The 24,366-nt window shown below is 73.0% G+C and carries 23 protein-coding genes; 10 read left to right on the top strand and 13 right to left on the bottom strand.

Annotation, left to right across the window (positions count from 1 at the left end):
• The first annotated feature begins 113 nt into the window (after positions 1-113).
• Positions 114-1,019: a phosphorothioated DNA-binding restriction endonuclease gene (locus tag V2J85_RS30650; protein ID WP_330823388.1), complete on the top strand. Its 906-nt coding sequence runs from the start codon at positions 114-116 to the stop codon at positions 1,017-1,019.
• Positions 1,020-1,080: 61 nt separating this feature from the next.
• Here the strand turns inward: V2J85_RS30650 and V2J85_RS30645 are convergent, their stop codons facing one another.
• Together V2J85_RS30645 and V2J85_RS30640 are read right to left on the bottom strand one after the other, a co-directional pair.
• The gene (locus V2J85_RS30645) at positions 1,081-2,484 is read right to left on the bottom strand and encodes a DUF2786 domain-containing protein (RefSeq protein ID WP_419836851.1); all 1,404 of its coding nucleotides are present in this window, start codon (positions 2,482-2,484) and stop codon (positions 1,081-1,083) included.
• Between the two features lie 73 nt (positions 2,485-2,557).
• Positions 2,558-2,938 carry a winged helix-turn-helix transcriptional regulator gene (locus V2J85_RS30640; protein ID WP_330823384.1) on the bottom strand — a complete coding sequence of 127 codons (381 nt, stop codon included), beginning with the start codon at positions 2,936-2,938 and terminating at the stop codon, positions 2,558-2,560.
• A gap of 91 nt (positions 2,939-3,029) precedes the next feature.
• Here V2J85_RS30640 and V2J85_RS30635 point away from each other — a divergent pair, with 91 nt between their 5' ends.
• A complete protein-coding gene (locus V2J85_RS30635; RefSeq protein WP_330823416.1) occupies positions 3,030-3,539 on the top strand; it encodes a YybH family protein in 510 nt (169 codons plus the stop codon).
• Positions 3,540-3,618: 79 nt separating this feature from the next.
• Here the strand turns inward: V2J85_RS30635 and V2J85_RS30630 are convergent, their stop codons facing one another.
• Together V2J85_RS30630 and V2J85_RS30625 are read right to left on the bottom strand one after the other, a co-directional pair.
• Entirely contained in the window at positions 3,619-4,887 is a 1,269-nt protein-coding gene (locus tag V2J85_RS30630; protein ID WP_261955981.1) for a L,D-transpeptidase, read from the bottom strand.
• A 296-nt stretch (positions 4,888-5,183) separates the two neighbouring features.
• Positions 5,184-5,522 carry a hypothetical protein gene (locus tag V2J85_RS30625; protein WP_261955982.1) on the bottom strand — a complete coding sequence of 113 codons (339 nt, stop codon included), beginning with the start codon at positions 5,520-5,522 and terminating at the stop codon, positions 5,184-5,186.
• 110 nt (positions 5,523-5,632) lie between these two features.
• Between V2J85_RS30625 and V2J85_RS30620 the strand changes: the two genes are divergently transcribed.
• The gene (locus V2J85_RS30620; protein ID WP_330823382.1) at positions 5,633-5,983 is read left to right on the top strand and encodes a hypothetical protein; all 351 of its coding nucleotides are present in this window, start codon (positions 5,633-5,635) and stop codon (positions 5,981-5,983) included.
• 72 nt (positions 5,984-6,055) lie between these two features.
• Here V2J85_RS30620 and hutH read toward each other — a convergent pair whose 3' ends face one another.
• The 5 genes from hutH to V2J85_RS30595 form a co-directional block, all read right to left on the bottom strand.
• Positions 6,056-7,600: a histidine ammonia-lyase gene (hutH, locus tag V2J85_RS30615; RefSeq protein WP_261955984.1), complete on the bottom strand. Its 1,545-nt coding sequence runs from the start codon at positions 7,598-7,600 to the stop codon at positions 6,056-6,058.
• A 110-nt stretch (positions 7,601-7,710) separates the two neighbouring features.
• Positions 7,711-8,817 (bottom strand): GGDEF domain-containing protein, encoded by a 1,107-nt coding sequence (locus tag V2J85_RS30610; protein ID WP_330823415.1) that lies wholly within the window; start codon positions 8,815-8,817, stop codon positions 7,711-7,713.
• Between the two features lie 233 nt (positions 8,818-9,050).
• A complete protein-coding gene (locus tag V2J85_RS30605; RefSeq protein WP_261955985.1) occupies positions 9,051-9,863 on the bottom strand; it encodes an enoyl-CoA hydratase/isomerase family protein in 813 nt (270 codons plus the stop codon).
• A gap of 138 nt (positions 9,864-10,001) precedes the next feature.
• Entirely contained in the window at positions 10,002-11,168 is a 1,167-nt protein-coding gene (locus tag V2J85_RS30600; protein ID WP_261955986.1) for an adenylate/guanylate cyclase domain-containing protein, read from the bottom strand.
• 228 nt (positions 11,169-11,396) lie between these two features.
• Positions 11,397-12,269, bottom strand: coding sequence for a biotin--[acetyl-CoA-carboxylase] ligase (locus tag V2J85_RS30595; protein ID WP_330823380.1), 873 nt, complete (start codon positions 12,267-12,269; stop codon positions 11,397-11,399).
• Positions 12,270-12,400: 131 nt separating this feature from the next.
• On the opposite strand from V2J85_RS30595, the gene V2J85_RS30590 reads away from it, so the two are divergent.
• The 7 genes from V2J85_RS30590 (at position 12,401) to V2J85_RS30560 (ending at position 18,393) form a co-directional block, all read left to right on the top strand.
• Positions 12,401-13,990 carry an acyl-CoA carboxylase subunit beta gene (locus tag V2J85_RS30590; RefSeq protein ID WP_261955988.1) on the top strand — a complete coding sequence of 530 codons (1,590 nt, stop codon included), beginning with the start codon at positions 12,401-12,403 and terminating at the stop codon, positions 13,988-13,990.
• Positions 13,991-14,052: 62 nt separating this feature from the next.
• Positions 14,053-14,268 (top strand): acyl-CoA carboxylase epsilon subunit, encoded by a 216-nt coding sequence (locus V2J85_RS30585; RefSeq protein WP_261955989.1) that lies wholly within the window; start codon positions 14,053-14,055, stop codon positions 14,266-14,268.
• Positions 14,269-14,403: 135 nt separating this feature from the next.
• A complete protein-coding gene (gene mmpB / locus V2J85_RS30580; RefSeq protein WP_261955990.1) occupies positions 14,404-14,532 on the top strand; it encodes a morphogenic membrane protein MmpB in 129 nt (42 codons plus the stop codon).
• Positions 14,533-14,693: 161 nt separating this feature from the next.
• The gene (locus V2J85_RS30575; RefSeq protein WP_261955991.1) at positions 14,694-16,178 is read left to right on the top strand and encodes a peptidoglycan D,D-transpeptidase FtsI family protein; all 1,485 of its coding nucleotides are present in this window, start codon (positions 14,694-14,696) and stop codon (positions 16,176-16,178) included.
• A gap of 43 nt (positions 16,179-16,221) precedes the next feature.
• Positions 16,222-16,836: a nucleoside triphosphate pyrophosphatase gene (locus V2J85_RS30570; protein ID WP_261955992.1), complete on the top strand. Its 615-nt coding sequence runs from the start codon at positions 16,222-16,224 to the stop codon at positions 16,834-16,836.
• A gap of 101 nt (positions 16,837-16,937) precedes the next feature.
• Complete coding sequence (locus V2J85_RS30565; RefSeq protein ID WP_261955993.1) at positions 16,938-17,768, top strand: MOSC domain-containing protein; 831 nt, start codon at positions 16,938-16,940, stop codon at positions 17,766-17,768.
• A gap of 58 nt (positions 17,769-17,826) precedes the next feature.
• Positions 17,827-18,393, top strand: a complete 567-nt coding sequence (locus V2J85_RS30560) for a DJ-1/PfpI family protein (protein WP_261955994.1) — start codon at positions 17,827-17,829, stop codon at positions 18,391-18,393.
• Between the two features lie 127 nt (positions 18,394-18,520).
• Here V2J85_RS30560 and V2J85_RS30555 read toward each other — a convergent pair whose 3' ends face one another.
• From V2J85_RS30555 to V2J85_RS30540, 4 genes are all read right to left on the bottom strand, one after another.
• A complete protein-coding gene (locus V2J85_RS30555; RefSeq protein WP_330823377.1) occupies positions 18,521-18,880 on the bottom strand; it encodes an SH3 domain-containing protein in 360 nt (119 codons plus the stop codon).
• Positions 18,881-18,945: 65 nt separating this feature from the next.
• Positions 18,946-21,063: a protein kinase domain-containing protein gene (locus V2J85_RS30550; protein ID WP_330823376.1), complete on the bottom strand. Its 2,118-nt coding sequence runs from the start codon at positions 21,061-21,063 to the stop codon at positions 18,946-18,948.
• Between the two features lie 40 nt (positions 21,064-21,103).
• Entirely contained in the window at positions 21,104-23,329 is a 2,226-nt protein-coding gene (locus tag V2J85_RS30545; protein WP_330823374.1) for a protein kinase domain-containing protein, read from the bottom strand.
• 7 nt (positions 23,330-23,336) lie between these two features.
• Complete coding sequence (locus V2J85_RS30540) at positions 23,337-24,308, bottom strand: protein kinase family protein (protein WP_261955998.1); 972 nt, start codon at positions 24,306-24,308, stop codon at positions 23,337-23,339.
• Positions 24,309-24,366: the final 58 nt, after the last annotated feature.

The following is a 24,366-nucleotide window of genomic DNA, read 5'->3' as shown; positions in this document are numbered from 1 at the left end:
CTGTGCCGACTTCGCCGGAGTTCTTGCGTATCTTCGCTGGATACGCCGACTTCGTCGGGGTTCTCGCGTATGCGTGCGGGGCGGCGGTGGGGCGCGTCCTACAGTCGGCTGTCATGGACTGGATCGAGCGGGTGGGGAAACTGCGGCAGTGGTCGCGGAACGGGGCCCGGGCGCCGCACAAGCCGTTGTTGATGTTGTACGCGCTGGGGCGGTTCCGGCAGCAGCCCGACGGGGTCATGCGGTACTCGGATGTGGAGCAGGATCTGCGGGATCTGCTGGCGGACTACGGGCCGGCGCATCAGACGTCGCCGGCGTATCCGTTTCACCATCTGGTGAGTGACGGGGTGTGGGAGGTCCGGACGGACAGCGGGGCGGGGAGTCCGGGGACCGGGGTGCAGGTGTTGCGGGAGAGCGGGGCGCGGGGGCAGTTCGTGCCCGGGTTGCGGTCCGCGTTGTCCGAGGACCCCGCTCTGCTCGGGCGGCTGGCGCAGGTGTTGTTGGACGTTCATTTTCCGCCGTCGATTCATGGGGACATCGCTGCCGCGGTGGGGCTCGATCTGGAAACGGGTGGTGGGGTGGTGCTGCCCGGCGGCGGTGCGAGGTCCGGTCGTCGGCGGGCGGAGGAGCTGCGCAGGCAGGTGCTGATCGCCTACGAATACCGTTGCGCCTTCTGCGGGTTCGACGGGGCGATGGGGCGGGTGCCGGTGGGGCTGGAGGCGGCCCATGTGCGGTGGTGGGCGTTCCAGGGGCCGGATGACCTCGCGAACTGTCTGTGTCTGTGCTCGCTGCACCACAAGCTGTTCGACCGGGGGGTACTGGGGTTGGACCCGGGGCGGCGGATCACCGTTTCCCGGGAGTTCGTGGGGCGGAGCGGCGCGGCGAAGGGGCAGGTGCTGGACCTCACGGGGCGGACGCTGATCGGTCCGCAGGGCGGGAGTGAGCGGGTCGCGGGCGAGCACATCGCGTGGCACACGGCGCAGGTTTTTCGCGGCCGACCGCGCGTTCCGGAGTGTGTGTGAGGGGCGTGCGAGTCCGGGAGTGGGACTGAGGGAGTGGGCCTCAAGTCTGAGGGAGGGGGCCTTACTCCCCCTGCAACCGTGCCCGGTCCGCCGCTGCCCGTCCCTGGTGCCAGCCGGCCACGTCGCGGATGCCGCGGAGGCGGACCGGGGCGGTGTCCGGGAAGAGGGCGCCGGTGGTTTCCTCGACGGCGAGTTCGCGGGCGGCGAGGACGGGGAGGAGGTCCGGGGCGGTGGTGGCGGACTCGGCGGTGACGGCCGCCGTGGCGGCCGCGGTCGCCGCGGCGAGCCGGTCGCGGATGCGGTCCGCGTACGCCACGAGGAAGGTCTGGCGGAAGTCCCGGGTACGGCGGGCGCGGCCGCGGGCGTGGTGGTCGTCGCCAGCGCGGTTCATGGCCGTGGTGGCCTGCAACAGCAGCGAGGTGTAGAGCAGTTCGGCCGCCTCCAGGTCGGGCGGGAAGCCGACGACCGTGGAGAAGCCGGCCTCGGCGGCCCAGACGGCCTGGCAGCGGTTGGCGGCCGCGACCGCGTCCAGGAGCAGCGCCTTGGCCTGTTCGTACGGGCCCTCGATGCCGATGCGGACCGCCGACGGGCCGCCGGCCGGGCCGCCCGCGGTGCCGGGTCCGCCGGCCAGCAGCGCCTCGTCGATGCTGTGCCGGGCCATCAGCTCCTGCGCCTTGGCGGAGAGCGCCTCGGCCTCCTCGGCGTAGGTCGTCGCCTCGGCCTTGGCGAGCAGGGCGCGGATCCGGCCGAGCGCCCGGGAGGCGGCGGTGCGGGCGGTGCCCGCCGGGGAGCCGGCGGGCGGGGCGGACGGTGGCGGGGGCGGCGGCAGCGGGGTGATGCGGGGCAGCCGGGCGAGCAGGCGCAGCGCCGCCAGGACGGCGTAGGCGGCCTCGAAGCGGGAGGTGCGGCCGCGCCGGGCGAGGGCGTCCAGGTAGCCGCGGTCGCCGTCCCACCAGACGTCGGCGCCGAGCCGGCTCAGCTGCTCCTGCCAGCGGGGATCGCCTCCGGGACCGGTCCCGGACGTGTTGCCACCGCGGCCACGGACCGGCCGGGCGGCCTCGGCCGCGATGGCGTCCACGACGATCGCGACGGGCGTGGGGCCGTCGGCCTCCCGGCGGACGATGCGTTCCAGGTCGGCGGGGTGCCAGCCGCCCGCCCAGCACTGCCGTACGGCCGCGACGGCGGCCGCGACCAGCGCCGCGCTCACCGCCTCCGGGCCTGACTCCGATCCGACGTTCCGTCCGGCATTCGGCCCGGCGTTCCGTCCGGCACTCCGCCCGGAATGCGGCCCGGCCCCCGGTCCCGCCTCCGGTCCCGGCTTCCCTCCTGACGGCGGTCCTGCCGGCGGTCCTGTCTGCGGTCCTGCCGGCGGTGCGGGCTCGGCGGCGGCCAGGATCGAGGCGCCCGCCTCGATGGCGTCCTCGGCCGCGGTGCCGTCGGGCGCGTAACGGACCCGGCCCAGCACCTCGGCGACCAGCTCTTCGGCCGCCTGGGGCCGCGGCCCGCCGCGTCCTCTGTTTCCGCGCTCGCTCACCCGTTCACTCTACGGAGGTGCCGGGCGGAGCCGTGCCCCGGTGGCCGGCGGTGGCCGCTCCCCAGTCCCAGAGGGACTGCAGGACGGGGCCCAACGCGCGGCCCCGCTCCGTGAGTTCGTAGCGGACGGTGGACGGCCAGCCGGCGGTGCGGTCGCGGTGTGCCACGCCGTCGGCGACGAGCTGGCCGAGGCGGTCGGTGAGCACCTTGTCGGAGAGCGCGGGGAGGGCGGCGGCGAGCTCGCTGTAGGTGTGCGGGCCGCGCAGCAGTTCGCGGAGGACGAGCGTGGTCCAGCGGCCGCGGAGCGCGCCGAGCGCGATCTCCACGGGGCAGTCCGGCGACGGCGCGCGCACCGCTGCCCGGGCGTCGTCGGGCAGGCCGGGCACGTGCCGAACCGTTCGGTGAGTCACGAGGGGGCCTCCTAGGGTTGCGCCCGCGATCGCACGGACCACCACCGAGGAGGCGACGACCGTGCCCATGCCCCACCATTCTGCTCAGCCCGCCACGTCCCCGACCGCCACGTCCCCGACCGCCATGTCCCCGTCCGCCCCGTCGCCCACCGCGCCGGGCACGCCGCCCGCGCTGCCGCGTACGGCCCATGACGTGCCGTACGTCTTCGCGGCGCGGTTCAACGCGGGGGATCCGGACGCGGTGCAGGAGATGTACGCGCCGGACGCGGTCTTCGTGCCGCCGGACGGCGTGCCGGCCACCACGTCGGAGGAGATCCGCCGGGCCAACGCCGCCTTTCTCGCGCTCGGCCTGCCGATCACCGTGCGGCCGCGCCAGGTGCGGGTCGCCGGCGACACCGCGCTCCTCGTCGTCGACTGGGAGCTCGGCGCCGGGGACGGGGAGGGCGGCGACGGCGGCGGGGCGCACGACGCCGTGGCCGGCCCGGTGCGCGGGACGGCCACGGACGTGGCCCGGCGGGGGCCGGACGGCTGCTGGCGCTATCTGATCGACAGCCCCTTCGGCGGCGGCCCGGCCTAGTCAGGGCCCCCGGCCCGGTCAGGCCCCGGTACCGCTGTGGTGGCGGGTCACTTCACCGCGCCGTCGCTACCGGGCGCGGTCAGTTCACCGCGCTGCCCGCCACCCACTGCGACCAGTCCATGTTCCAGCCGTTGAGGCCGTTGTCCGGCTTGATGGTGCGGTCCGGGGAGTTGATCACCCGGACGACGTCGCCGGTCTGGGAGTGGGTGAAGAACCAGGCGCCGTCCGTCTTCGGGTCGTCGGCACCCTTGACGTCCTCCAAGCCGATGCAGCCGTGGCTGGTGTTGGCGGTGCCGAAGATGCCCTTGCCCCAGTAGTTGCCGTGGATGAAGGTGCCGGAGGAGGTCAGGCGCTGGGCGTGCGGGACGTCGGGGATGTCGTACTCGCCCTTGCCGCCCTTCTTCTTGAAGCCGACGGTCGAGCCGTCCATCCGGGTCTGCTTGAAGCGCTCCGAGATGACCATCTGGCCGTTGTAGGTCGGGTGCTCGGCGCTGCCGGCCGAGATCGGGATGGTCTTGATCGGCCGGCCGTCGCGCACCACGGTCATCTCGTGGCTCTTGGTGTCCACGGTGCTGATCTGCGAGTGGCCGACGGTGAAGCTGACGGTCTTGTTCTGGATGCCGGTGACCCCGGGGGACGCCTGGACGCCGTCCAGGCCGAGGGTCATGGTGACCTTGGAGTGCGCCTTCCAGTACTCCTGGGGGCGGAAGTCCAGGCGGGTGTCGCTGAACCAGTGGCCGACGACCTGCTGGTTGCTGCTCGACGAGACCTTGATCGCGGATTCCACGGCGGCCTTGTTCTTGACCGGCTTGTCGAAGTTGAGCGACACCGGCATGCCGACGCCGACGGTCGAGCCGTCCTCCGGCGTGAAGTTCCCGATGAAGCTGTGCGCCGGGGCGACCGTGGTGAAGCGGGTGTTCTCCACCGCCTTGCGGCCCTGGGAGTCGACCGCGTGGGCGGTGACCTTGTACGTGGTGGAGCGCTGCAGCGGCTGGTTCGGCTGCCAGGAGGTGCCGTCGGCGGAGAGCGTGCCGTCGACGGTGCGCTGGGAGTCGACCGCGGTCATGGTGACGTCGGTGAGCCTGCCGCCACTGACCGTGACCTTGGAGTCATTGCTGTTGATGCCCGCGTCGGTGGCCCCGTCCTCGGGCGTGACGGTGATTCTGGCGTCGGAGGCGTCCTTGGCGGCCGCCTCGTCCACCTGCTGGGCATTCTCGTGACGGGTGCTGCCCGCACCGCCACTGCCTCCGTCAGCCGCATTGCTGCCGCCACACGCCGCCAGCGTGAGTACGCCCCCGAGCAGCGCGGCACTGGCTATGAGGCCCTTGCGGCGCTTGCTGTCCGTCATCACACGCATCTCCATTGCTACCGGTTTCGCACGTTTTCCCCGAGCGAGGCGCCAACTGAACGCAGGCATATCTGGACGCAGGCATTCCGGCCGACGCCATAGAAACGCCTTTTCGGTTTCACCCGTTCCAATCCTCCGTGAAGTGTGGGGTAGGACACTTTTGGCCCGGAATCATCACAGAACGTGTGCAGCCGGGACAGAAAGGCGACCCCCGTACGAAACATCTCGTACGGGGGCCGTATGGGACGGAAGGAAAGGGAGGGAGCGGGACGGTGGGCGGCGGGTGGTCCGGGATGTCAGCCGGCTCCCTCCGAGTCGTCCGCCAGATCCCACTCCGCGGCCTCCCACTCGGCGTCCGGGTCGTAATCGGTCAGCTCCTCGCTGCTCCAGGACGCCTGGGCGAGCTCGGCGCCCGGTACGGCGGCGACGAGGTCGAACGGGTCGACCAGCTGGGCCAGCGCCTCGGCCGGCTCCTCCCGGACGGTCTCCTGGGACTGCCGGCGCTCCTCCTCGGGCAGCGACGGGTCGCCGTCGATGCGCGTGAGGGCGGCGCCGGTCAGCAGGGCGGCGTCGGTGACTTCCATGATCAGTTCGACATGAAGCCGCACAAAACGTGATGTCTCACCATTGCTCATAGCACGGAGGTTAGGCATGACCGGCTCCTGACTTCCCCGCGACCCGCGGCGGTCATTAACATCTGAGGTCAACGGCCAATTCACCGAACCCACAAGGGGGATCGTTCGCCGTGACCGCACGACGACCACTGCTGACCGCCGCAGCCGCGGGATCGGTACTGTTCGCCCTGTGGTTCGTCCCCTCCGCGCACGCGATCGTCGGCGCCTCGGGGCCGGACGGAACGAAGAATTCTGCGGCGGGCCGGGAGGTCCGGACCCAGTCCGTGCCGGCGAAGCCGGGGGCGGCCGGCGGTCCGCGGCCGGGCCACGGACCCGGGTCCGCCACGGCCCCGGCGCACTCCCTCGCCGACACCGGCAACCCGGACACCACGCCGTACGTGATCGGCGGCGCCGCCTGTCTCGCCCTCGGGGCGGGCCTGGTCAGCTACTCCGTGCGCCGCAGCCACGGCGGAGCCGTCTGAGCGGGGCGGATCCGGGAACGTCACGGGGCGCCCGGTGCGGGAAGAACCCCGCTCCGGGCGCCCCGCCCCGTATCAGGCCAGCTCTCCGGTGACCGCCTCCACGGCCGCCACCAGCTTCCCGTCCCGGACGAACGCGTACGCGGCCTCCAGGTCCGGCGCCAGGAAGCGGTCCTCGCCGGGGCCCTGGATGCCCGCGGCGCGCACCGCGTCCAGCACCGCGCGGGTGGCGGGCGCCGGGGTCAGACCCTCGCGCAGTTCGACGGCGCGGGTCGCGGCGAACAGCTCGACGGCGACGACCCGGGTCAGGTTGTCGACCGCGGTACGCAGCTTGCGCGCCGCCGACCAGCCCATCGAGACGTGGTCCTCCTGCATGGCCGAGGACGGGATGGAGTCCACCGAGGCGGGGGCGGCCAGCCGCTTCAGCTCGCTGACCAGCGCGGCCTGGGTGTACTGGGCGATCATCAGGCCCGAGTCGACGCCCGGGTCGCCGGCCAGGAAGGCGGGCAGGCCGTGCGAGCGGTTCTTGTCGAGCAGGCGGTCGGTGCGGCGCTCGGCGATCGAGCCGAGGTCGGCCGCGGCGATGGCGAGGAAGTCCAGGACGTAGGCGACCGGGGCGCCGTGGAAGTTGCCGTTGGACTCGACCCGGCCGTCGGGCAGCACGACGGGGTTGTCGACCGCGGCGGCCAGCTCGCGGTCGGCGACCAGCCGGGCGTGCGCGAGGGTGTCCCGGCCGGCGCCGGCGACCTGCGGGGCGCAGCGGATGGAGTAGGCGTCCTGGACCCGCGGGGCGTCGTCCTGGTGGTGGCCGGTGAGCTCCGAACCTGCCAGCACCTTGTGCATGTTGGCGGCCGAGGCGGCCTGGCCGGGGTGCGGGCGGATGGCGTGCAGCTCGGGGGCGAGGACCTTGTCCGTGCCGAGCAGCGCCTCCAGGGAGAGGGCGGCGGTGATGTCCGCGGAGGTGAACAGCCGGGCGAGGTCGGCGCAGGCCATGACGAGCATGCCGAGCATGCCGTCGGTGCCGTTGAGCAGCGCCAGGCCCTCCTTCTCGCGGAGTTCGACGGGCTCGATGCCGTGTGCGGCCAGCAGTTCGCCGGCCGGCCGGACCACGCCGTCCGGGCCCTCGGCGTCGCCCTCGCCCATCAGCGTCAGCGCGCAGTGCGAGAGCGGGGCGAGGTCGCCGGAGCAGCCGAGCGAGCCGTATTCGTGCACGACGGGCGTGATGCCGGCGTTGAGTATCGCGGTCATGGTCTCGACGACCAGGGGGCGGACGCCGGTGTGGCCGCTGGCCAGGGTCTTGAGGCGGAGGAACATCAGCGCCCGGACGACCTCGCGCTCGACCCGCGGGCCCATGCCGGCCGCGTGCGACCGGACGATGTTGCGCTGGAGCTGGACGCGCAGCTCGGGGCTGATGTGGCGGACGGCGAGGGCGCCGAAGCCGGTGGAGACGCCGTAGACCGGGTCGGGCTTGGCGGCGAGTTCGTCGATGAAGGCGCGGGAGGCGGTGACGGCGGCGAGGGCCTCCTCGGACAGCTCGATCCGGGCCGCGCCGCGGGCTACCGCGATGACGTCCTGTGCGGTCGTGCCGGACGTCCCCAGCACCACAGTGTGCATATCCATATTCAGGCACCCTAGAGACTGAATCGCCGAATGTCACCACCGAGTTTCGCAAGCACCCCTTACGGATCTCCGCGCCCCGGCCGCGCATCCGCCCGGCCCGGACTGTTGGATCACCTCCGGAAGCGGCGGCGCTCCGGGCCCGGCCGCCGGTCGGGGGCGTCCGCGAGCCGGACCACCGGGTCGTCCTTGCCGCCGTGCCGGCCGGCGACCACCGGCTCGCCCGACCGCGCCGCCTTGGCCTTGTACTGCGCGGCGTCCGCGAGCCGGAAGAGCCGGCGGGCGCTGCGCACCGGGCCGATCGGGTCGCCGGTCGAGGCGACCCCCACCGCGACCCCCTCACCGAGCTCCAACTCCCCGGCACGCTCGCAGAGTTCACCGGCCACCTTGACCACCTCGTCGGCCGCCGGGCCCACCGCGAGCAGACAGAACTCGTCACCGCCGAGCCGGGCCGCGAGGGTGCCGGGCAGCATCGCCCCGCACAGCGACAGCACCGAGCCGAACCGTTCCAGCAGCCGGTCGCCCACCGCGTGCCCGCGGGAGTCGTTGACCCGCTTGAGCCCGTTGAGGTCGCAGACCACCAGGCTCACCACCGTCCGCTCGGTGCGGTGCAGCTCCAGCCCCTCGTCCAGCCGCATGTCGACGGCGCGGCGGTTGGCCAGGCCGGTCAGGGCGTCGGTGAAGGCCAGCCGGCGGGCCTCGGCCAGCCGCTCGGTCTGGGCGATCCCGGCGGCCGTGACGGCGGCCAGCACGCTCGCGAAGTCGGCGTCCGCCCGGTCGAAGACCGGTGCGCCGGCGGGCCGGGCGACGTACAGCTCGCCCCACGCCCGGCCGTGCAGCACGATCGGGGCGACCACGCACGCACCGCGGCCCCGGCGGCGCAGCGCGGCCACCCGCTGCCGGTTGGCGGCGCCACCCCCGCAGTCCGCCGGGGTGCCGGGCAGCGGGTCGGCGGTCTCCACCCAGGCGCTGGGCTCACCGCCCCCGGCCCACTGTTCGTGCAGGAAACCGACGATCTCCGGGAACTCGTGGACCGGGTAGCTCTCGTCGTCCGGGAACTCCTCCTCGTCGTCGGCGAGTTCACCGACGTTGACGAGCACCCGCAGCTGCCCCAGCTCGCGCTCCCATTTCGAGATCGCGGCGAACGACCCGGCCAGGGCCTGGCGCACGCCCTGTGCCGCGGCGTGCGCCGATTCGCGCGGCGTGTGCGCGGCCGCCATCGCCTGCGCCAGCTCCACCACGGCCCGCAGCCTCGCATCGCCCTCGCCCTCAGCCGCCACCGGACCCTCACATTCCGTCACCGTGCGCACGCTCTGTACTACAGCGTAGGAATGTTTAACCCGTTTCGCCCCCTTTAAGTGTGCGAGCAACACCTGGGCGTTATCCGCGTCGTGGCTGGTGGTGACCCGGGATACGAACGAGAGTCATGCGACTACGCGGAGTTAGCGTCGGGCTACTCCCCCGGCCACTCCGGATCCCGCTTCTCGTTGAAGGCCGCGACGCCCTCCGCGCGGTCCCCGGAGAAGGCCACGCTGCGCCAGGCGCCGTCCTCCACCTCCAGGCCGGCCCGCAGGTCCAGCCCGTGGCCCAGGCGCAGGGCGCGCTTGGCGGCGCGCAGTCCGACCGGGGAGTTACGGGCGATCCGGGCCGCCAGCTCCAGCGCCTCGGTCCGGTCCTGCCCGTCCGCGACCAGCCGGTCGACCAGCCCCAGCTCCGCGGCCTCCGGCGCCGGCACCCGTCGGGCGGTGAACACCAGCTCGGCGGCGCGCGCGGCGCCCACCCGGCGCGGCAGCAACTGCGTCCCGCCGCCGCCCGGGATGACGCCCACCGAGACCTCCGGCAGGCCGACCACCGCGCTGCCGTCCGCGACGATCAGATCGCAGGCCAGCGCCAGCTCGAAGCCGCCGCCGAGCGCGAAGCCGTGCACCGCGGCGATGGTGGGCACCGGCAGTTCCAGTACGCCGGTGTAGGCGGCGCGGGTGTGCGGGCGCTGGCGCATCAGATCCGCGTCGGTGAAGGAATTGCGCTCCTTGAGGTCGGCGCCCACGCAGAACGCCCGCTCATGGGTGGAGCTGAGCACCACGGCCCGTACGGAGCGGTCCGCGGCGAGTTCGGCGCAGGCCTCGGCCAGCGCATCGGCCATGGCCGTGGACACCGCGTTCATCGCCTTGGGCCGGTCCATGACCAGTTCCGCCGCGAAACCGTGGCGCCGGACGGCGACCCAGCCGTCCGCGCCGAACCGCCGCTCCTCTTCCTGCCCCTGCATCCGGCCCTCCCTGTTAACGAGCGTTGACCTGACGGACTGCTGCGATCATGCCAGGCGGGCGCTCCGTGGAACAGGGCCGACCGCGCGCAGGGGGCAGGGACGAGCGCCGCGCAACGGGCGCGGCGGAGAACGGCGGGCTCAGCCGCGGCGGGTCAGCAGCCAGGGCTCGACGACGCCCAGTCCGCGCACCGGGCGCTGCCACATCGGCTGGAGCGCGAAGCGGTACGAGGGCGGCGGTTCGCCGGTGCCCTCCTCGGCGGCCTTCTCCGCGGCCGCGGCGTCCGCCTCGGACACCGGGGCGTCACCGATCCGGCCCAGCTCCTCGGCGAAGGCCTCGTCCACCAGCACGGTGTCCTTCGGCGCTATCGACGTGAGCCGGCTGGCCAGATTGACGGTCGTGCCGAAGACGTCGCCCATCCGGGTCGTGACCGTGCCGAAGGCGATGCCGACCCGCAGCTCCGGCATGGTCTCGTCGTGGGTCATGGTCTCGATCAGCCGGAGCCCGATCTCGGCGGCCACCCCGGCGTCGTCGGCGGAGAACAGCACCTCGTCACCGAGGGTCTTGATCAGCCGGCCGCCGTGCGCCGCCACCAGGTCGGAGCAGGTGGTCTCGAACGCCTCGACCAGCTCGCCGAGTTCCTCCTCCTCCAGGCGCCGGGTCAGCCGGGTGAAGCCCACCAGGTCCGCGAAGCCCACGGCCAGCCGCCGGTCGACCATTTCGGCGTCGTCCTGGGCCCGGACGACCCGGCCGGTCGCGGCGGCGAGCTGGCGCCGCCAGACGTAGACCAGGAACTCCTCCAGCTCGGGGAGGAGCAGCTCGACCAGCGGGTAGGTGATCTCGGTGCGGGTCAGGCCGGAGTCCTGGGGCTCGGTGAGGCCCTCCAGGAAGGAATCGATCTGCCAGTCGGCCAGCCGGGCGGTCGTCTGGCCCGTGGAACGGGCGACCTGGACGGCCATCGCCTCGCTCAGCAGACCGGCCTCGACCAGACCGGCGAGCCGGCGCAGGGCCAGCACGTCGGCCTCGGTGAGCGCCTTGACCTGGCCGATGTCGGCGAAGCCCATGGCCCGCCAGAAACGGGCCGCGAGGTCCATCGAGACCCCGGCGCTGCGGGCCGCCTGGAACGGCGTGTACCGGCGGTCGGCGCCGAGGATGAGCTGTTCGAGGCGGACGGCGATGTTGTTCTCGTCGCCGATCCCGTCACCGTCGTTGCCGGCCCCCGGGGGGTCGCCGGCCGGGACGTCGCGTACGGCATCGCCCTCGGTGGCCACATCGCGCGGGGTGACGCCCGAGTCGTCGGCACTCACCGGCCGCTCCCTGTCCGATCCCTGCGCACTGCCCTTCCGATCACTGCTCGCCCGTGGCCCGCTCCCCGGCGGACCGCCTCAACGATACGGCAGGTGTGCTCTGGCTCACTCTCACATGTCCGCCCTGACCACGGAAGAGGTGTGGACACGCCGCCCGGTGGGGCCGGTCGGCCCGCCCGGCGCGGGGGCACACCGGGGGGCGCACATCGGGGTCCGGGAGGGGGCTCATCAGGAGCCGTCCGCCGGGCGCAGATGGATGATGTCACCCGCCCCCACGGGCTGCTGCACCCCGTCGGCGGTGGCCAGCACCAGCCGCCCGTCACCGTCGATCGCGACCGCCTCACCGGTGATCTCCTGATCGCCCGGCAGTTCGGCACGCACCGAACGGCCCAGCGTGGCGCAGCCGGCCGCGTAGGTCTCCTGCAGACGGCTGCGGACCGGGTCGCCGTCGGCGTCCTGCCACCGGCCGTACCACTGCTCCAGGGAGCGCAGCACGGCGCGCAGCAGCGGGTCGCGGTCGGTGCTCTGCGCGCCGGCCAGGGCCAGCGAGCCCGCGGCCGGGACCGGGAGTTCCTCGGCGGTCAGGGAGACGTTGAGGCCGATGCCGATGACGACGCCGGAGCCGGCCCGTTCGGCGAGGATGCCGCCGGTCTTGCGCTCCTGGCCGTCGACAGTGACGAGCAGGTCGTTGGGCCACTTGAGTGCGGTGTCGACGCCGGCCGTGCGGGACAGGGCCGTTGCGGTGGCGACGCCGGCGAGCAGCGGCAGCCAGCCCCAGCGCTCCAGGGGGACGCGGGGGGTGAGGAAGACGGAGAAGAAGAGGCCGGAGCGCGGGGGCGCCGACCAGCTGCGGTCGAGCCGGCCGCGGGCGGCGGACTGCTCCTCGGCCACCAGGACGGCGCCCTCGTCCTCGCCCTTGGCGGCCCGGGCGGCCAGGTCGGTGTTGGTGGAGCCGGTGGCGGGCACGACGTCCAGACCGGTCCACAGGCCGTCGGGCCGGACCAGGGCCCGGCGCAGCGCGGTGGCGTTCAGCGGGGGCCGGCCCAGATCACTCCAGCGGCCGGCGTCTTTGTCCCGGTTTCCCGGTGGTTGAGGCGTCATGGCACCAGCCTAGGTGTGGTCAACGACGCAGTGCCGCTGAGCAGTCCCGCCGATACGCTACGGATTGGTAGCCACACACGTACCACCCTCAGTACGAGCACCAGTCCAGGACGAGCAGGAGCCGCATCCCGATGTCCGAGCCGGAAGCAAACATCCACACCACCGCGGGCAAATTGGCGGATCTGCAGCGGCGGATCGAAGAGGCCACCCACGCCGGTTCCGCCCGCGCGGTGGAAAAGCAGCACGCCAAGGGCAAGTTGACGGCGCGTGAGCGCATCGATCTGCTGCTGGACGAGGGCTCGTTCGTCGAGCTGGACGAGTTCGCGCGGCACCGTTCGACCAATTTCGGGATGGAGCAGAGCCGCCCGTACGGCGACGGCGTGGTGACCGGCTACGGCACCGTCGACGGCCGCCCGGTGGCGGTCTTCTCGCAGGACTTCACGGTCTTCGGCGGGGCGCTCGGCGGGGTCTTCGGCGAGAAGATCGTCAAGGTGATGGACTTCGCCCTGAAGACCGGCTGCCCGGTCATCGGCATCAACGACTCCGGCGGCGCGCGCATCCAGGAGGGCGTGGTCTCGCTCGGCATGTACGGCGAGATCTTCCGCCGCAACACCCATGCCTCGGGCGTGATCCCGCAGATCAGCCTGATCGTCGGCCCGTGCGCGGGCGGCGCGGTCTATTCCCCCGCGATCACCGACTTCACCGTCATGGTCGACCAGACCTCGCACATGTTCATCACCGGACCGGACGTCATCAAGACGGTCACCGGCGAGGACGTGGGCTTCGAGGAGCTGGGCGGGGCGCGGACGCACAACACCACCTCCGGCGTGGCGCACCACATGGCGGGCGACGAGAAGGACGCCATCGAGTACGTCAAGGGCCTGCTGTCGTACCTGCCGTCCAACAACCTCTCCGACCCGCCGGTCTTCCCGGAGGAGGCGGACCTGGAGACCTCGGACGCCGACCGCGAACTGGACGCGCTGATCCCGGACTCGGCCAACCAGCCGTACGACATGCTCACGGCCATCGAGCACGTCCTGGACGACGGCGAGTTCCTGGAGACCCAGGCGCTCTTCGCGCCGAACATCGTCACCGGCTTCGGGCGGGTCGAGGGCCACTCGGTCGGCGTGGTCGCCAACCAGCCGATGCAGTACGCGGGCACCCTGGACATCAAGGCCAGCGAGAAGGCCGCGCGGTTCGTGCGGACCTGCGACGCGTACAACATCCCGGTGCTGACCTTCGTCGACGTGCCGGGCTTCCTGCCGGGCACGGACCAGGAGTACGACGGGATCATCCGGCGCGGCGCCAAGCTGATCTACGCCTACGCCGAGGCGACGGTCCCGCTGATCACCGTCATCACCCGCAAGGCGTTCGGCGGCGCGTACGACGTCATGGGCTCCAAGCACCTGGGCGCCGACCTGAACCTGGCCTGGCCGACCGCGCAGATCGCGGTCATGGGCGCCCAGGGCGCGGTCAACATCCTGCACCGCCGTACGCTCGCCGCGATCGAGGACCCCGCGGCGCAGGAGGAGCGGCGCCAGGAGCTGATCCAGGAGTACGAGAACGCGCTGCTCAACCCGTACGTGGCGGCCGAGCGCGGCTACGTCGACGCGGTGATCATGCCGTCCGAGACCCGCCGGCACATCGTCCGGGGGCTGCGCACGCTGCGCAACAAGCGCGAGTCGCTGCCGCCGAAGAAGCACGGCAACATCCCGCTCTGACCGGCCGGTACACGGCGCGGACCGGCGAAGACCGGCGAAGACCGGCGAAAGGAGCCGTCTCGATGATCAAGGTCGTACGGGGCAATCCGACACCCGAGGAGCTGGCCGCCGCACTGGCGGTGGTGCAGGCCCGGGCCGCGGCGGCCGCTGCCGCCGGGCCCGGGGACGGCGAGGCGGGCAGGACCGAATGGGCCGATCCGGCGGCCACGGTCCCGGCGCGGTCACGGCTGCCGCACCCGGGGCCGCGGGCCTGGCGGACGAGTTACTGGCCGCGCTGACCGCTCACCGGCCGGTGCGGTGCCGGCCGGCCCCTCCGGCTGATCGATGCATGATGCATTGACTAGTCCCTCGGACCGTGGCGCCTGAGTACGCGTACTCAGGCGCCACGAGCGTCATGGGCACAGGATCGTTACATGCTGTGGTCCGATCCGCCCGATGAACCGCCCGAGGAGCTGCGCGACGCGCAGGCCAAGCTCCGCCGGCTGGGCATCGTGCTGGCCGTCGCCGCGGTGCTGCTGATGGTCATGCTCGCGGAGCGCTGAACCGGGCCGGACCCGCGGACGGCCGCCCCGGGGAGGTAACACTCACACCCCCGACCGCTCCCGACCGCAACCATCTCCCCGCCTTTCGCATCTTTCCCTCCTGACAGCGCAATTCGGACGCCCGGCCTCCGGTCCGGCCGCCGACGGGGAGTGGGAGAGCGATGAACAGGCCGCTGAGACACATAGCCGTCTTCTGCGGGGTACTGGTACTGGCTCTGCTGGTACGGGCGACCTGGGTCCAGTTCGTCCAGGGCGACGACCTGGCCAATGACCCGAACAACCGCCGCGTGAAGATCGAGGCGTTCTCCTACCCGCGCGGCAACATCATCGTGGGCGGCAAGCCGATCACCGGCTCCGTGGCGACCTCCGGCGACTTCAAGTACAAGCGGACCTACACCGACGGCCCGATGTACGCCCCGGTCACCGGCTTCGCCTCCCAGGCCCAGGGCTCCACCTTCCTCGAAGGCATCTACAACAAGCTGCTCAGCGGCAAGGACGACAAGCTCGCCCTCAAGCGGGCCCAGGCCATCCTGACCGGCGAGAAGCCGCGCGGCGGCGACGTCATCACCACCATCGACCCCAAGGCGCAGAAGGCCGCCTACAAGGGGCTGACCGAGCTGAACGCCAAGGGCGCGGTGGTCGCCCTCGACCCGCGCAACGGCCGGGTCCTCGCGCTGGCCTCCACCCCCTCGTACGACCCCTCGGTGTTCGCGGGCATCTCCAACTCCGAGAGCCGGAAGTTCAAGGCGCTGGACGCCGACAAGAACAAGCCGCTCAGCAACCGGGCGCTGCGCGAGACCTACGCCCCCGGCTCCACCTTCAAGATCGTCACCGCCGCCGCGGCCCTGGAGCACGGCGTGATCACCGACATCGACGCCCACACCGGCGCCCCCGCCCCGTACCAGCTGCCGCTCAGCACCACCAAGATCGGCAACGACGTGGCCGGTGCGCCCTGCGACAAGGCGTCCCTGAAGACCGGCATGCAGTGGTCCTGCAACAACGTCTTCCTCGACACCGCGCTGAAGGTCGGCAAGGACAAGATGCGCGAGACCGCCGAGAAGTTCGGCTTCAACTCCGACGTCTACGACAAGGAGCTCGGCGACCTGCTGGCCACCAAGAGCCTCTACCCGGACAAGCTCGACAAGCCGCAGACCGCGCTCACCGGCATGGGCCAGGGCAGCCTGACCAGCACTCCGATGCAGATGGCGATGGTCGCCGCGGCGATCGCCAACGACGGCAAGCTGATGACGCCGCACATCGTCGACGAGCTGCGCGGCCCCGACCTGACCACGATCCAGAAGTTCGAGCCGAAGGCGATGTCCCAGGCCGTCTCCGCCGGCACCGCGAAGAAGGTGCAGGAGATGATGGAGTACACCGTCTCGGACGGCACCGCCTCGAAGGCCGAGATCGACGGCGTGACGGTCGGCGGCAAGACCGGCACCGCCCAGCACGGCGCGAACGTCAACGACGAGCGGCCCTACGCCTGGTTCGTCTCCTACGCCAAGCAGAGCGACGGCTCCTCCCCGGTCGCGGTCGCCGTCTTCGTCGACCCCAAGGACATGGACATCCCGCGCTCCGAGATCGCCGGCGGCAAGCTCGGCGGCCCGATCGCCAAGCAGGTCATGCAGGCCGTCCTCGGCAAGTAGTCCGCCCGCCCCCGGCCCGGCCCGGCTCCGTACGATGGCGGGCATGACCGAACAGCCGCTCCCCCGCCGTCTCGTCCTCGCCTCCCAGTCCCCCGCCCGGCTGGGCCTGCTGCGCCAGGCCGGGCTGGCACCCGAGGTCATCGTCAGCGGCGTCGACGAGGACGCGCTCACCGCCGACACCCCCGCCGAGCTGGCCCGGGTCCTGGCCGAGGCCAAGGCCGCCGCGGTCGCCGCCCGCCCGGAGGCGGCCGGTGCGCTGGTCGTGGGCTGCGACTCGGTCCTGGAGCTGGACGGCCGGGCGCTGGGCAAGCCTGCCGACGCCGAGGACGCCACCGCCCGCTGGAAGTCGATGCGCGGCCGGTCCGGCGTGCTGCAGACCGGCCACTGCGTCATCGACACCGCGGCGGGCGGCCGCCGGGTCTCCGCCACCGCCTCGACCACGGTCCGCTTCGGCGAGCCGACCGACGCGGAGATCGCCGCCTACGTCGCGAGCGGTGAGCCGCTCTTCGTCGCCGGCGCCTTCACCCTCGACGGCCGCTCCGCGCCCTTCATCGACGGCATCGACGGCGACCCCGGCAACGTCATCGGCCTGTCCCTGCCCCTGCTGCGCCGCCTGCTGGCCGAACTGGACGTCTGCATCACCGACTTGTGGACCTGAACCACCGGCTCGGGGCGGCCGGCGTCACGCCCGCGACCGGGACGTCTCCGGGCGCGGAAATCCCGACGCCCGGCGGCCGTCCGGCCCCCTACTCTGCCCCCATGGCAACTGTCGTGGAACTGATCAGCTACCCCGTCAAGGGCTGCGCCGGTGTGCCGGTGGACGAGGTGGAACTCACCGAGGCCGGACTCGCCCATGACCGCAGCTTCCTGGTCGTCGGTGCGGACGGTGTCTTCCGCAGCCAGCGCACCGACCCCGGCCTGGCGGTGATCCGCCCGGAGGTCAGCGCCGACGGCACCCACCTCACGCTCTCCGCGCCGGGCACCGAGCCGCTGCACCACCGCATCGAGGACGGCACCGCCTCGCCGGCCAGGGCGGACGTGACCATGTTCGGCGCGCCCTACCGGGCCGTCGACCAGGGCGAGGCGGCCGCCGGGTGGCTGTCCGAGGTCCTCGGCGCGCCCAGCCGGCTCGTCCGCGTACCGCCGGAGCACGACCGGGTCACCGACGGCCTCACCCCCGGCACCTCCGGCTTCGCCGACTCCAGCGCCGTCCACGTCATGTCCCGCGCCTCCCTCGACGACCTCAACTCCCGTATCGCCGCCGCCGGCCGCGCACCGGTCCCGATGACGCGCTTCCGCCCCAACATCGTGGTGGACGGCTGGGACGTCCCGCAGACCGAGGACCGCGTCCGGCGGGCCACGGTCGGCGGCGGCGAGCTGGGCTTCACCAAGCTCGCCATCCGCTGCGCGGTCACCCTCGTCGACCCGGCGACCGGCACCAAGGCGGGCCCCGAGCCCCTGCGCACGCTCGCCGGCTACCGCCGGGTGCCCGAGGGCGGCGTCGCCCTGGGCGCGAAGTTCTCCGTGACGGCCACCGGAAAGCTGGCGGTCGGCGACGCATTCCAGGTCACCGCTTGGGGAACCGATTGACCCGATAAGCCCGGTCGGCCCGACCGGGCCGGGTACGTCCACCCCAAGGAGTGCGCAGATGCCCCGGATCCTGCTCGTCGCCGGTGACGCCACCGAGGACCTGGAGTTCTTCTACCCCTACCAGCGGCTGCTGGAGGAGGGCTACGAGGTCCACGTCGCGGCCCCGTCCCGCAAGAAGCTGCGGTTCGTCGTACACGACTTCGTCGACGACTTCGACACCTACGTCGAACGCGAGGGCCACTCCTGGCCGTCCGACGTGGCGCTGTCCGAGGTCGACCCGGCCGAGTACGCCGCGCTGGTCCTGCCCGGCGGCCGGGCCCCCGAATACCTCCGCAACGACACCGACTACCGCCGCGTCGTCACCCACTTCTTCGACGCCGACAAGCCCGTCGCCCACATCTGCCACGCGGCCATCACCCTGGCCCCCCTCGGCGTCCTCAAGGACCGCCGCACCGCCGCCTACCCCGCCTGCGCCCCCGACGTGGCCCTCGGCGGCGGCACCTTCGTCGACGCCTCCGCAGTCGTCGACGGCAAGATCGTCTCCGCCCGTGCCTGGAACGACCACCCGGAGTGGATGCGCGCCTTCATGGAGGTCCTGCGGGAGCACGCGCCGGTGAAGGGGTAACAAGCCGCGGGCTCCGGGGCGTCGGAGCGCTCCGGAGCCCGGTCCACCGGCTGCCACGTCAGACCGGGAGGGGCCGGTGAGGCAGCGGGCAACAGCTACTCATGGCGCGCCGTCGGCACCACGAGCGTTACCAGCCCGGGGCCTTCAGGCACATGCGGACGACCCACCCCGCAATATTGGTGCCGTCCTTCGCCACACGCAGCCACACGTTTCCTCGTTCCCCACAAGCCTTGTACTTCCCGTGGATCGCACCTTCGTAGATGGTGACTTTCACGCCCTTGCCGAGAACCGCCAGGGCAGTGGAACGAGACGACGGCTCCTTTCGCACCGTCACCGCCTCCAGAGTCCTTCCCCAACCCGTCGACGCGGCGTGAGCACTGCGCGCGGCCGTCTGCGTAAGAGCGCTCGCCGTCGCGATTCCGCTGGTCAAGGTGGTGCCGGTCAGTGCCAAAGCGACCGCGGCAACTCTCACACGTGTCTTCGTCATGCTTCCCCCTTATGGATAACTTGCCGAATCCCGCAGCTCAGCGGTTCCAGAAAGGCGGACCGACCTCAGAACACCGGTAGGGCATACAGCAATGTGCCGTTCATGATGAAGACCCGGTTACCGTCGGCCACCAACCAGCGGCGTTCCGCCTTGGGCAGTTTGAAAGACCAGACGGGATAGCCGCTCCGCTGGTCCACCGCATTGACCTGGTTCCAGATGTCCTCATCGATGAACCAGACACCCTTCCCCTGAACGAGTACCGGGCGGCTGAGGTCTGCCGTTCCACGGCATTCCATGATCTTACTTCCGTCACTGCGCTTGATCTTGCGGGCCCAGTTTCCATGCGTCGCGTAGAGCAGATCGCCGCCGTACGGGGTAGCAGGCCCCCAGTCCTGGTGTTTGTGCCATGCCGCGTCCCGCGCCTCAACCTTCCACAGCTCCTTGCCGTCGGCCAGTCTCCGGGCCGTGAGGGTGCTGCCGTTGAGGTAGACCGTCGAGCCATGAACCGCCGGCCGGATCAAACCGTCCCACTGCTTACGCAGTTCCCAGACCTGGCGCCCATCAGAGGTGGCGAAAGCCAGTACGTCCCCCTTGTCGGTGGAGACGACCAGCCGGCCTTCGGCGGTGACACCCGGCGGGGTAATAGCGCCCCGGAATGCGCTGGTGAGCCGCACCGTCCAGCGGATCCTCGCGTCCGAGCGGTCGATGGCGCGGAGTCGGTGGTCCTTGGTGACGAGGTAGACGGACTCGTCGTCCGCGGCGAGGAGTTGGTCGGCGTCGGCGTCGGCGGTCCAGCGGGGTTCGCCCGTGGAGGCGACGTAGGTGCGCAGCGTCCCCTTGGTGTCCACCGCGGCGATCAGGCGGTCGGAGAGGGAGAGGTAGCGGCCCTGGCCCCGGATGCCCTTCGCGGCCCAACGGCGTTTGCCGTCCACGACGTTGTACGCCGCGATGCCGCCGCCGGCCGCCCCGACGACGATGACGTCCCGCACGGGCAGCGGCGCCGGGGTGTCCTCGGCGAGCACGTCGATCGGGCCCCACAGCGGCTTCGGCGAGCCGCCGACGAGGTAGTCGCCGTCGTCGGCGTTGAGGACGTGCGCCATGGGCGTCTTGACGGCCGGCGGGAAGGCGAAGAGGTCGGGCTTCTCGCGGGGCGGGGTCTCGGTACGCGGCCAGAGCGCCGCGGCCGCGCCGCCGGCCCCCGCGAGGACGACCCCGCCGACGGCCAGACCGGTGAGCAGCCGGCGCCGCGTCACCACCGGCGACGGCGCACCGGGGGCGCCGGGGGTGAGCGCCACGGCCACGGTGGTCAGGTCGTGGATCCTGGTTTCCCGCTCCTTGATGGCGTCCGCCACCTTGCCGCGCCGCCAGGCCCGTTCGGCCCCCTTGGGCGGTGCGAGGGCCGCGGCGATCTGTGCCGGGGTGGGCCGGGCGGCCGGGTCCTTGGCGAGGAGGGGGAGGATCAGCGGACGCAGGGGCTCCGGGACGCCGGTGAGGTCGGGTTCGTCGTGGACGACCTTGTACTGGAGCGCGGCGATGTGGCTGGCGTCGAAGGCCCGCCGCCCGCCGGCCGCGTGGACGAGGACCGCGCCGAGGGAGAAGACATCGGCGGGCGGTGCCACCCGGCGGCCCAGCACCTGTTCGGGCGCGCCGTAGCCGGGGGTGACCGGGACCTGGCCGGTGGAGGTGAGGGTGAGGCCGTGCTCCGGGCGGGCGATGCCGAAGTCGATGACGCGCGGGCCGGCCGAGGTCAGGACGATGTTCGGGGGCTTGAGGTCGCGGTGGATCAGGCCCGCGGCGTGGATGTCCGTCAGGGTCCGGGCGATCGACGCGGCGAGGGCGCGGACGGCCGGTTCGTCGAACGGGCCGTACGCCTCGACGGCCTCGTCGAGGGTCGGCCCGGCGAGGAACTCGGTGGCGATCCACGGCCGGCCGCCCTCGGTCTGCGCGCCGAGCACCCGCGCCACGCCCCCGCTCGTCACGGCCTGCGCCGCCTGCGCCTCGCGGACGAAGCGCTGGACGAGGTTGGTCTCGTGGGTGAGTTCGGGCCGGAGCACCTTGACCGCGGCGACGGTCCCGGCGCCGTCCTGGCCGACGTAGACCTTGCCCATGCCGCCTTCGCCGAGCACGCCGAGCAGGCGGTACGGGCCGAGCCGGAGGGGGTCGCCGGTGCCGAGGGGGTTCATGGGCAGGAAGCTTTCTGCGGTCGGTGGTCCGGGGCGGGGGTCACTGGAGGGGGAAGGCGGCGAGGAAGTGCTTCCCGGACGCGAGGATCACCTTGCCGCGTTCCTGGGCGGTGAAGCGGTCGCCGTTGGCCTTGTAGAGGCGGGCGGTGGTGCGCGTGGCGCGGTCGATCGCCCGGAGCGCGCCCTCGTCCGCGTGGTACGTGTACGCGCAGCGGCTGCCGATGACGGGGCGGGAGGTGAGGGACGCCCGCGCGCCGTCGCCGCCCTTCTCCGCCCAGCGCGGCTTCCCGCTGCGGGCGTCGGTCCCGACCAGGCCGCGGCCCTGCTGCACCGCGTACACCACACCGTCCTTCAGCAGCGGCACGCCGTGGACCGTGCCGGCGGGCGCCGCCCACGTCTGCCGGCCGTCGCTCAGCCGCAGTGCCCGCAGTCGTCCGCTGCCGAGGTAGAGGTGGCCGCCGTCGGCCGTGAGCGGCTGGCGGGCGGCGGCCGGCTCGATGCCGTCCCACGGCCGGTCCCAGTCGACCTTGCCGGTACGGGTGTCCCGGACGACGATCCGGACCGTGCCGTCGTTCCGCTCCTGCAGGAGCAGCAGCCGGTCGCCCACGACCGTGGCGGCGAGGAAGTGGTTCCGGTCCGACTTCTGCGACCGGAACGCGAGCCGCTCGGTCCACCGGCGGCTTCCCGTGGCGAGATCCACGGCGGTCACCGCCCACGGGTTCTGGCGCAGGTACTCCTTGACCTTGCCGAGCGAGATCGCCAGGTAGGCGGTGCCGCCGGCGACGGCCAGCAACTGGCTGTCGATACCGCCGAATTGGGGGTCCGTCACCTCGGCGAGGTGCTTGCCGGCCTTGCCGGTGGTGAGGTCGACCCGGGAGAGGTACCGCGAGACGGTGCTCGGGAAGGCGCTGCCGTGCTCGTAGTGCGCGACCCGCACGTTCTGGTAGACGTTCCTGCCGTCCGAGGCGACCTGCCAGGTGCCGTCGATGTCGGCCGTCCACGTCACCGCGCCCGACGCGGGATCGATGCGGTACAGCTGCGTGGGGGCGAGCAGGACGGCCGCGTCACCCGGCATGAAGGGGGCCGCGGGCGATTCCTCGTCCTCCGTGCCGCCGGTCTGGATCTGCCACAGCGAGTCCAGCTTCTTCTTCTTGAGCGCACTCACGCTCGGGCCCGGCTTCGGCTTCTCGTACGGGCCCGTCGGCCCCGGTGCCGGCCCGCCGCCGCTCAGCCATGCCCACACCCCGGCTCCGGCACCCGCCACGCCGAGCACCGAGCCCGCGCCCGCCATCAGCAGCCCCCGGCGGGAGGGGCCGGACGGGGCGGGCACCTCGGCGGACGGGACGGTCGCCGGCTGGTCGGGCGGGGCGGGCAGCCGCTGCGGGACGACCTGCCAGACCTCGTTCGCCCGCCGGCCGATCTCGGCGAGGACGGGGTCGGGCAGCCGGTCGGCGAAGTCGCCTGTTCCGTCCTGGAGTTGGGTGGCGAGCCACTCCGTGTCGGGGCGGTCGGCGGGGTCCTTGGCCAGGCAGCGGGCGAGGACGCCGGCCAGGGCGGCGGGGACGCCGGTGAGGTCCGGTTCGGCGTAGCGGACGCGGTAGAGGAGGTCGGCGGGCCGGCCGTTGCCGAACGGGCCGCGGCCGGTGGCGGCGAAGACCAGGACGCCGGCGAGCGCGAAGACGTCGCCGGCCGGCGTGTGCTCCTGGCCGGTGGCCTGCTCCGGTGACATGAACGCCGGGGTGCCGACCGCGGCGCCCGTGTGGGTCAGCCGGTCGTCGCCGAGGGCCCGGGCGATGCCGAAGTCGATGACCTTCGGGCCGTACGCGGTGACCATGATGTTCGACGGCTTGAGGTCGCGGTGCACGACGTCGGAGCGGTGCAGCTGGCCGAGCGCCCCGCACAGCGCCGCCCCGAGGGCGCGGACCGTCGTCTCGGGCAGCGGGCCGGCCAGCGCCACCGCCTCGTCGAGCGGCGGGCCGATCACGTACTCGGTGGCCATCCAGGGGGTTTCGGCGAGCGGATCGGCGTCGACGACCTGTGCGCCGTGGCGGCCGCCGATGACCCGGGCGGCGTCCGACTCCAGCCGGAAGCGGGTGCGGAACTCGGTCTGCGTGGCGATCCGGGCGTGCATCGTCTTGAGCGCCAGGGTCCGGCCGCCCGGGGAACGCCCCAGGTAGACGGTGCCCATCCCGCCGCTGCCGAGCCGGGCGATGAGGCGGTACGGGCCGAGGGCGGCCGGGTCGTCATGGGTGAGCGGCGAAGGCATGGCGGCGTCAGTCCTGGGGGGCGGCGGGCGGGACCGGGGCGTTCGTGGCGAGCAGTTCGGCCGACTGGCGGGCGAGCGCGGCGATGATCCGGCCGGGCAGCCAGCCCGGGCCGAGCGCGGCGGCGGCCCGCCCGGCCGGGTCACCGTGGGCGTCGGGCCCGAGCGCGGGCCGGCCCTGGTCCGCCGGGCCGCCGGGAGCCGGCTCCGCCGTACGGGGCACGAGCGCGTCCAGCAGCTCGGCGGGGCGCGGCCGGGCCGCCGGGTCGCGGGCCAGGCAGGCGGTGAGGACCGAACGCAGGGCGGCCGGTAGTTCCTCCCGTTCCGGCACGGTATGGCCGGTGGCGGCGTACGCGAGCGTCGCGCCGAGGGCGTAGACGTCGCCCATCGGCTGCGGGGACCCGCCGTCGGCCTGTTCGGGCGGCAGGCTGCCGGACTCCAGCCCGGGCAGCCCGGAGCGCGCGGCACCGTCCGGGGCGGCGGCCCGTACCGCGCCGAAGCAGGTGAGCCGGGGCCCGTCCGCCGCCAGCAGCACCGCCCCGGGCGACACCCCGGCATGCGCGAGGCCCTGCCCGTGGCCGATGACCAGGGTTTCCACCAGGGCCGCGCCGAGCGCCCGTACGGTGCGCTCGGGCAGCGGCCCGCCGTGTACGGCGAGCGCACCGGGCAGCGGGATCACGGGGACGTACGGGCGGGCGTGCCAGGGGGCCCCGCCGGGCGCGGCGACCTCGGCGGCCGGCGCGGACCAGGGTCCGAGGAGATAGCGCGAGGCCTCCGCCTCGGCGAGGAAACGCGCCGGGTCGGCCCCCGGCAGCGGCACGCCGACGAGGACCGTACGGTCGCCGTCCGCGCTCCGCCCGATGAACCGGCGTTCGGGGACGGGAAGGCCGCGCGTCTCGTCGTCCAGCCGGCGGAGCACCGCGTACGGGCCGATCCGCCCGCCGCGCACCTCTCCCCCGGCACCCGCAACCGGCGCCTGCATCCGCGCACCATCCCCCGTCGACGACACCGCCCGGAGAGCCTACCCGGGCGTGTCGCGG

Origin of the sequence: Streptomyces bugieae (genome assembly GCF_036352915.1) — a bacterium.
In the GTDB taxonomy this organism is placed as follows: Bacteria; Actinomycetota; Actinomycetes; order Streptomycetales; family Streptomycetaceae; genus Streptomyces; species Streptomyces endophytica.
This window is presented reverse-complemented; position numbering and strand designations above follow the sequence as displayed.

Bases quoted from the DNA above. Each gene is read 5' to 3' on its own strand.
- V2J85_RS30590 (WP_261955988.1), top strand. From the start codon at position 12,401: ATGTCCGAGCCGGAAGCAAACATCCACACCACCGCGGGCAAATTGGCG.
- V2J85_RS30635 (WP_330823416.1), top strand. From the start codon at position 3,030: ATGCCCCACCATTCTGCTCAGCCCGCCACGTCCCCGACCGCCACGTCC.
- V2J85_RS30555 (WP_330823377.1), bottom strand. From the start codon at position 18,880: ATGACGAAGACACGTGTGAGAGTTGCCGCGGTCGCTTTGGCACTGACC.
- hutH (WP_261955984.1), bottom strand. From the start codon at position 7,600: ATGGATATGCACACTGTGGTGCTGGGGACGTCCGGCACGACCGCACAG.
- V2J85_RS30630 (WP_261955981.1), bottom strand. From the start codon at position 4,887: ATGACGGACAGCAAGCGCCGCAAGGGCCTCATAGCCAGTGCCGCGCTG.
- V2J85_RS30565 (WP_261955993.1), top strand. From the start codon at position 16,938: ATGGCAACTGTCGTGGAACTGATCAGCTACCCCGTCAAGGGCTGCGCC.
- mmpB (WP_261955990.1), top strand. From the start codon at position 14,404: ATGCTGTGGTCCGATCCGCCCGATGAACCGCCCGAGGAGCTGCGCGAC.
- V2J85_RS30545 (WP_330823374.1), bottom strand. From the start codon at position 23,329: ATGCCTTCGCCGCTCACCCATGACGACCCGGCCGCCCTCGGCCCGTAC.
- V2J85_RS30560 (WP_261955994.1), top strand. From the start codon at position 17,827: ATGCCCCGGATCCTGCTCGTCGCCGGTGACGCCACCGAGGACCTGGAG.
- V2J85_RS30575 (WP_261955991.1), top strand. From the start codon at position 14,694: ATGAACAGGCCGCTGAGACACATAGCCGTCTTCTGCGGGGTACTGGTA.
- V2J85_RS30610 (WP_330823415.1), bottom strand. From the start codon at position 8,817: ATGGCGGCCGCGCACACGCCGCGCGAATCGGCGCACGCCGCGGCACAG.
- V2J85_RS30650 (WP_330823388.1), top strand. From the start codon at position 114: ATGGACTGGATCGAGCGGGTGGGGAAACTGCGGCAGTGGTCGCGGAAC.
- V2J85_RS30540 (WP_261955998.1), bottom strand. From the start codon at position 24,308: ATGCAGGCGCCGGTTGCGGGTGCCGGGGGAGAGGTGCGCGGCGGGCGG.
- V2J85_RS30570 (WP_261955992.1), top strand. From the start codon at position 16,222: ATGACCGAACAGCCGCTCCCCCGCCGTCTCGTCCTCGCCTCCCAGTCC.
- V2J85_RS30595 (WP_330823380.1), bottom strand. From the start codon at position 12,269: ATGACGCCTCAACCACCGGGAAACCGGGACAAAGACGCCGGCCGCTGG.
- V2J85_RS30550 (WP_330823376.1), bottom strand. From the start codon at position 21,063: ATGAACCCCCTCGGCACCGGCGACCCCCTCCGGCTCGGCCCGTACCGC.
- V2J85_RS30605 (WP_261955985.1), bottom strand. From the start codon at position 9,863: ATGCAGGGGCAGGAAGAGGAGCGGCGGTTCGGCGCGGACGGCTGGGTC.
- V2J85_RS30625 (WP_261955982.1), bottom strand. From the start codon at position 5,522: ATGAGCAATGGTGAGACATCACGTTTTGTGCGGCTTCATGTCGAACTG.
- V2J85_RS30585 (WP_261955989.1), top strand. From the start codon at position 14,053: ATGATCAAGGTCGTACGGGGCAATCCGACACCCGAGGAGCTGGCCGCC.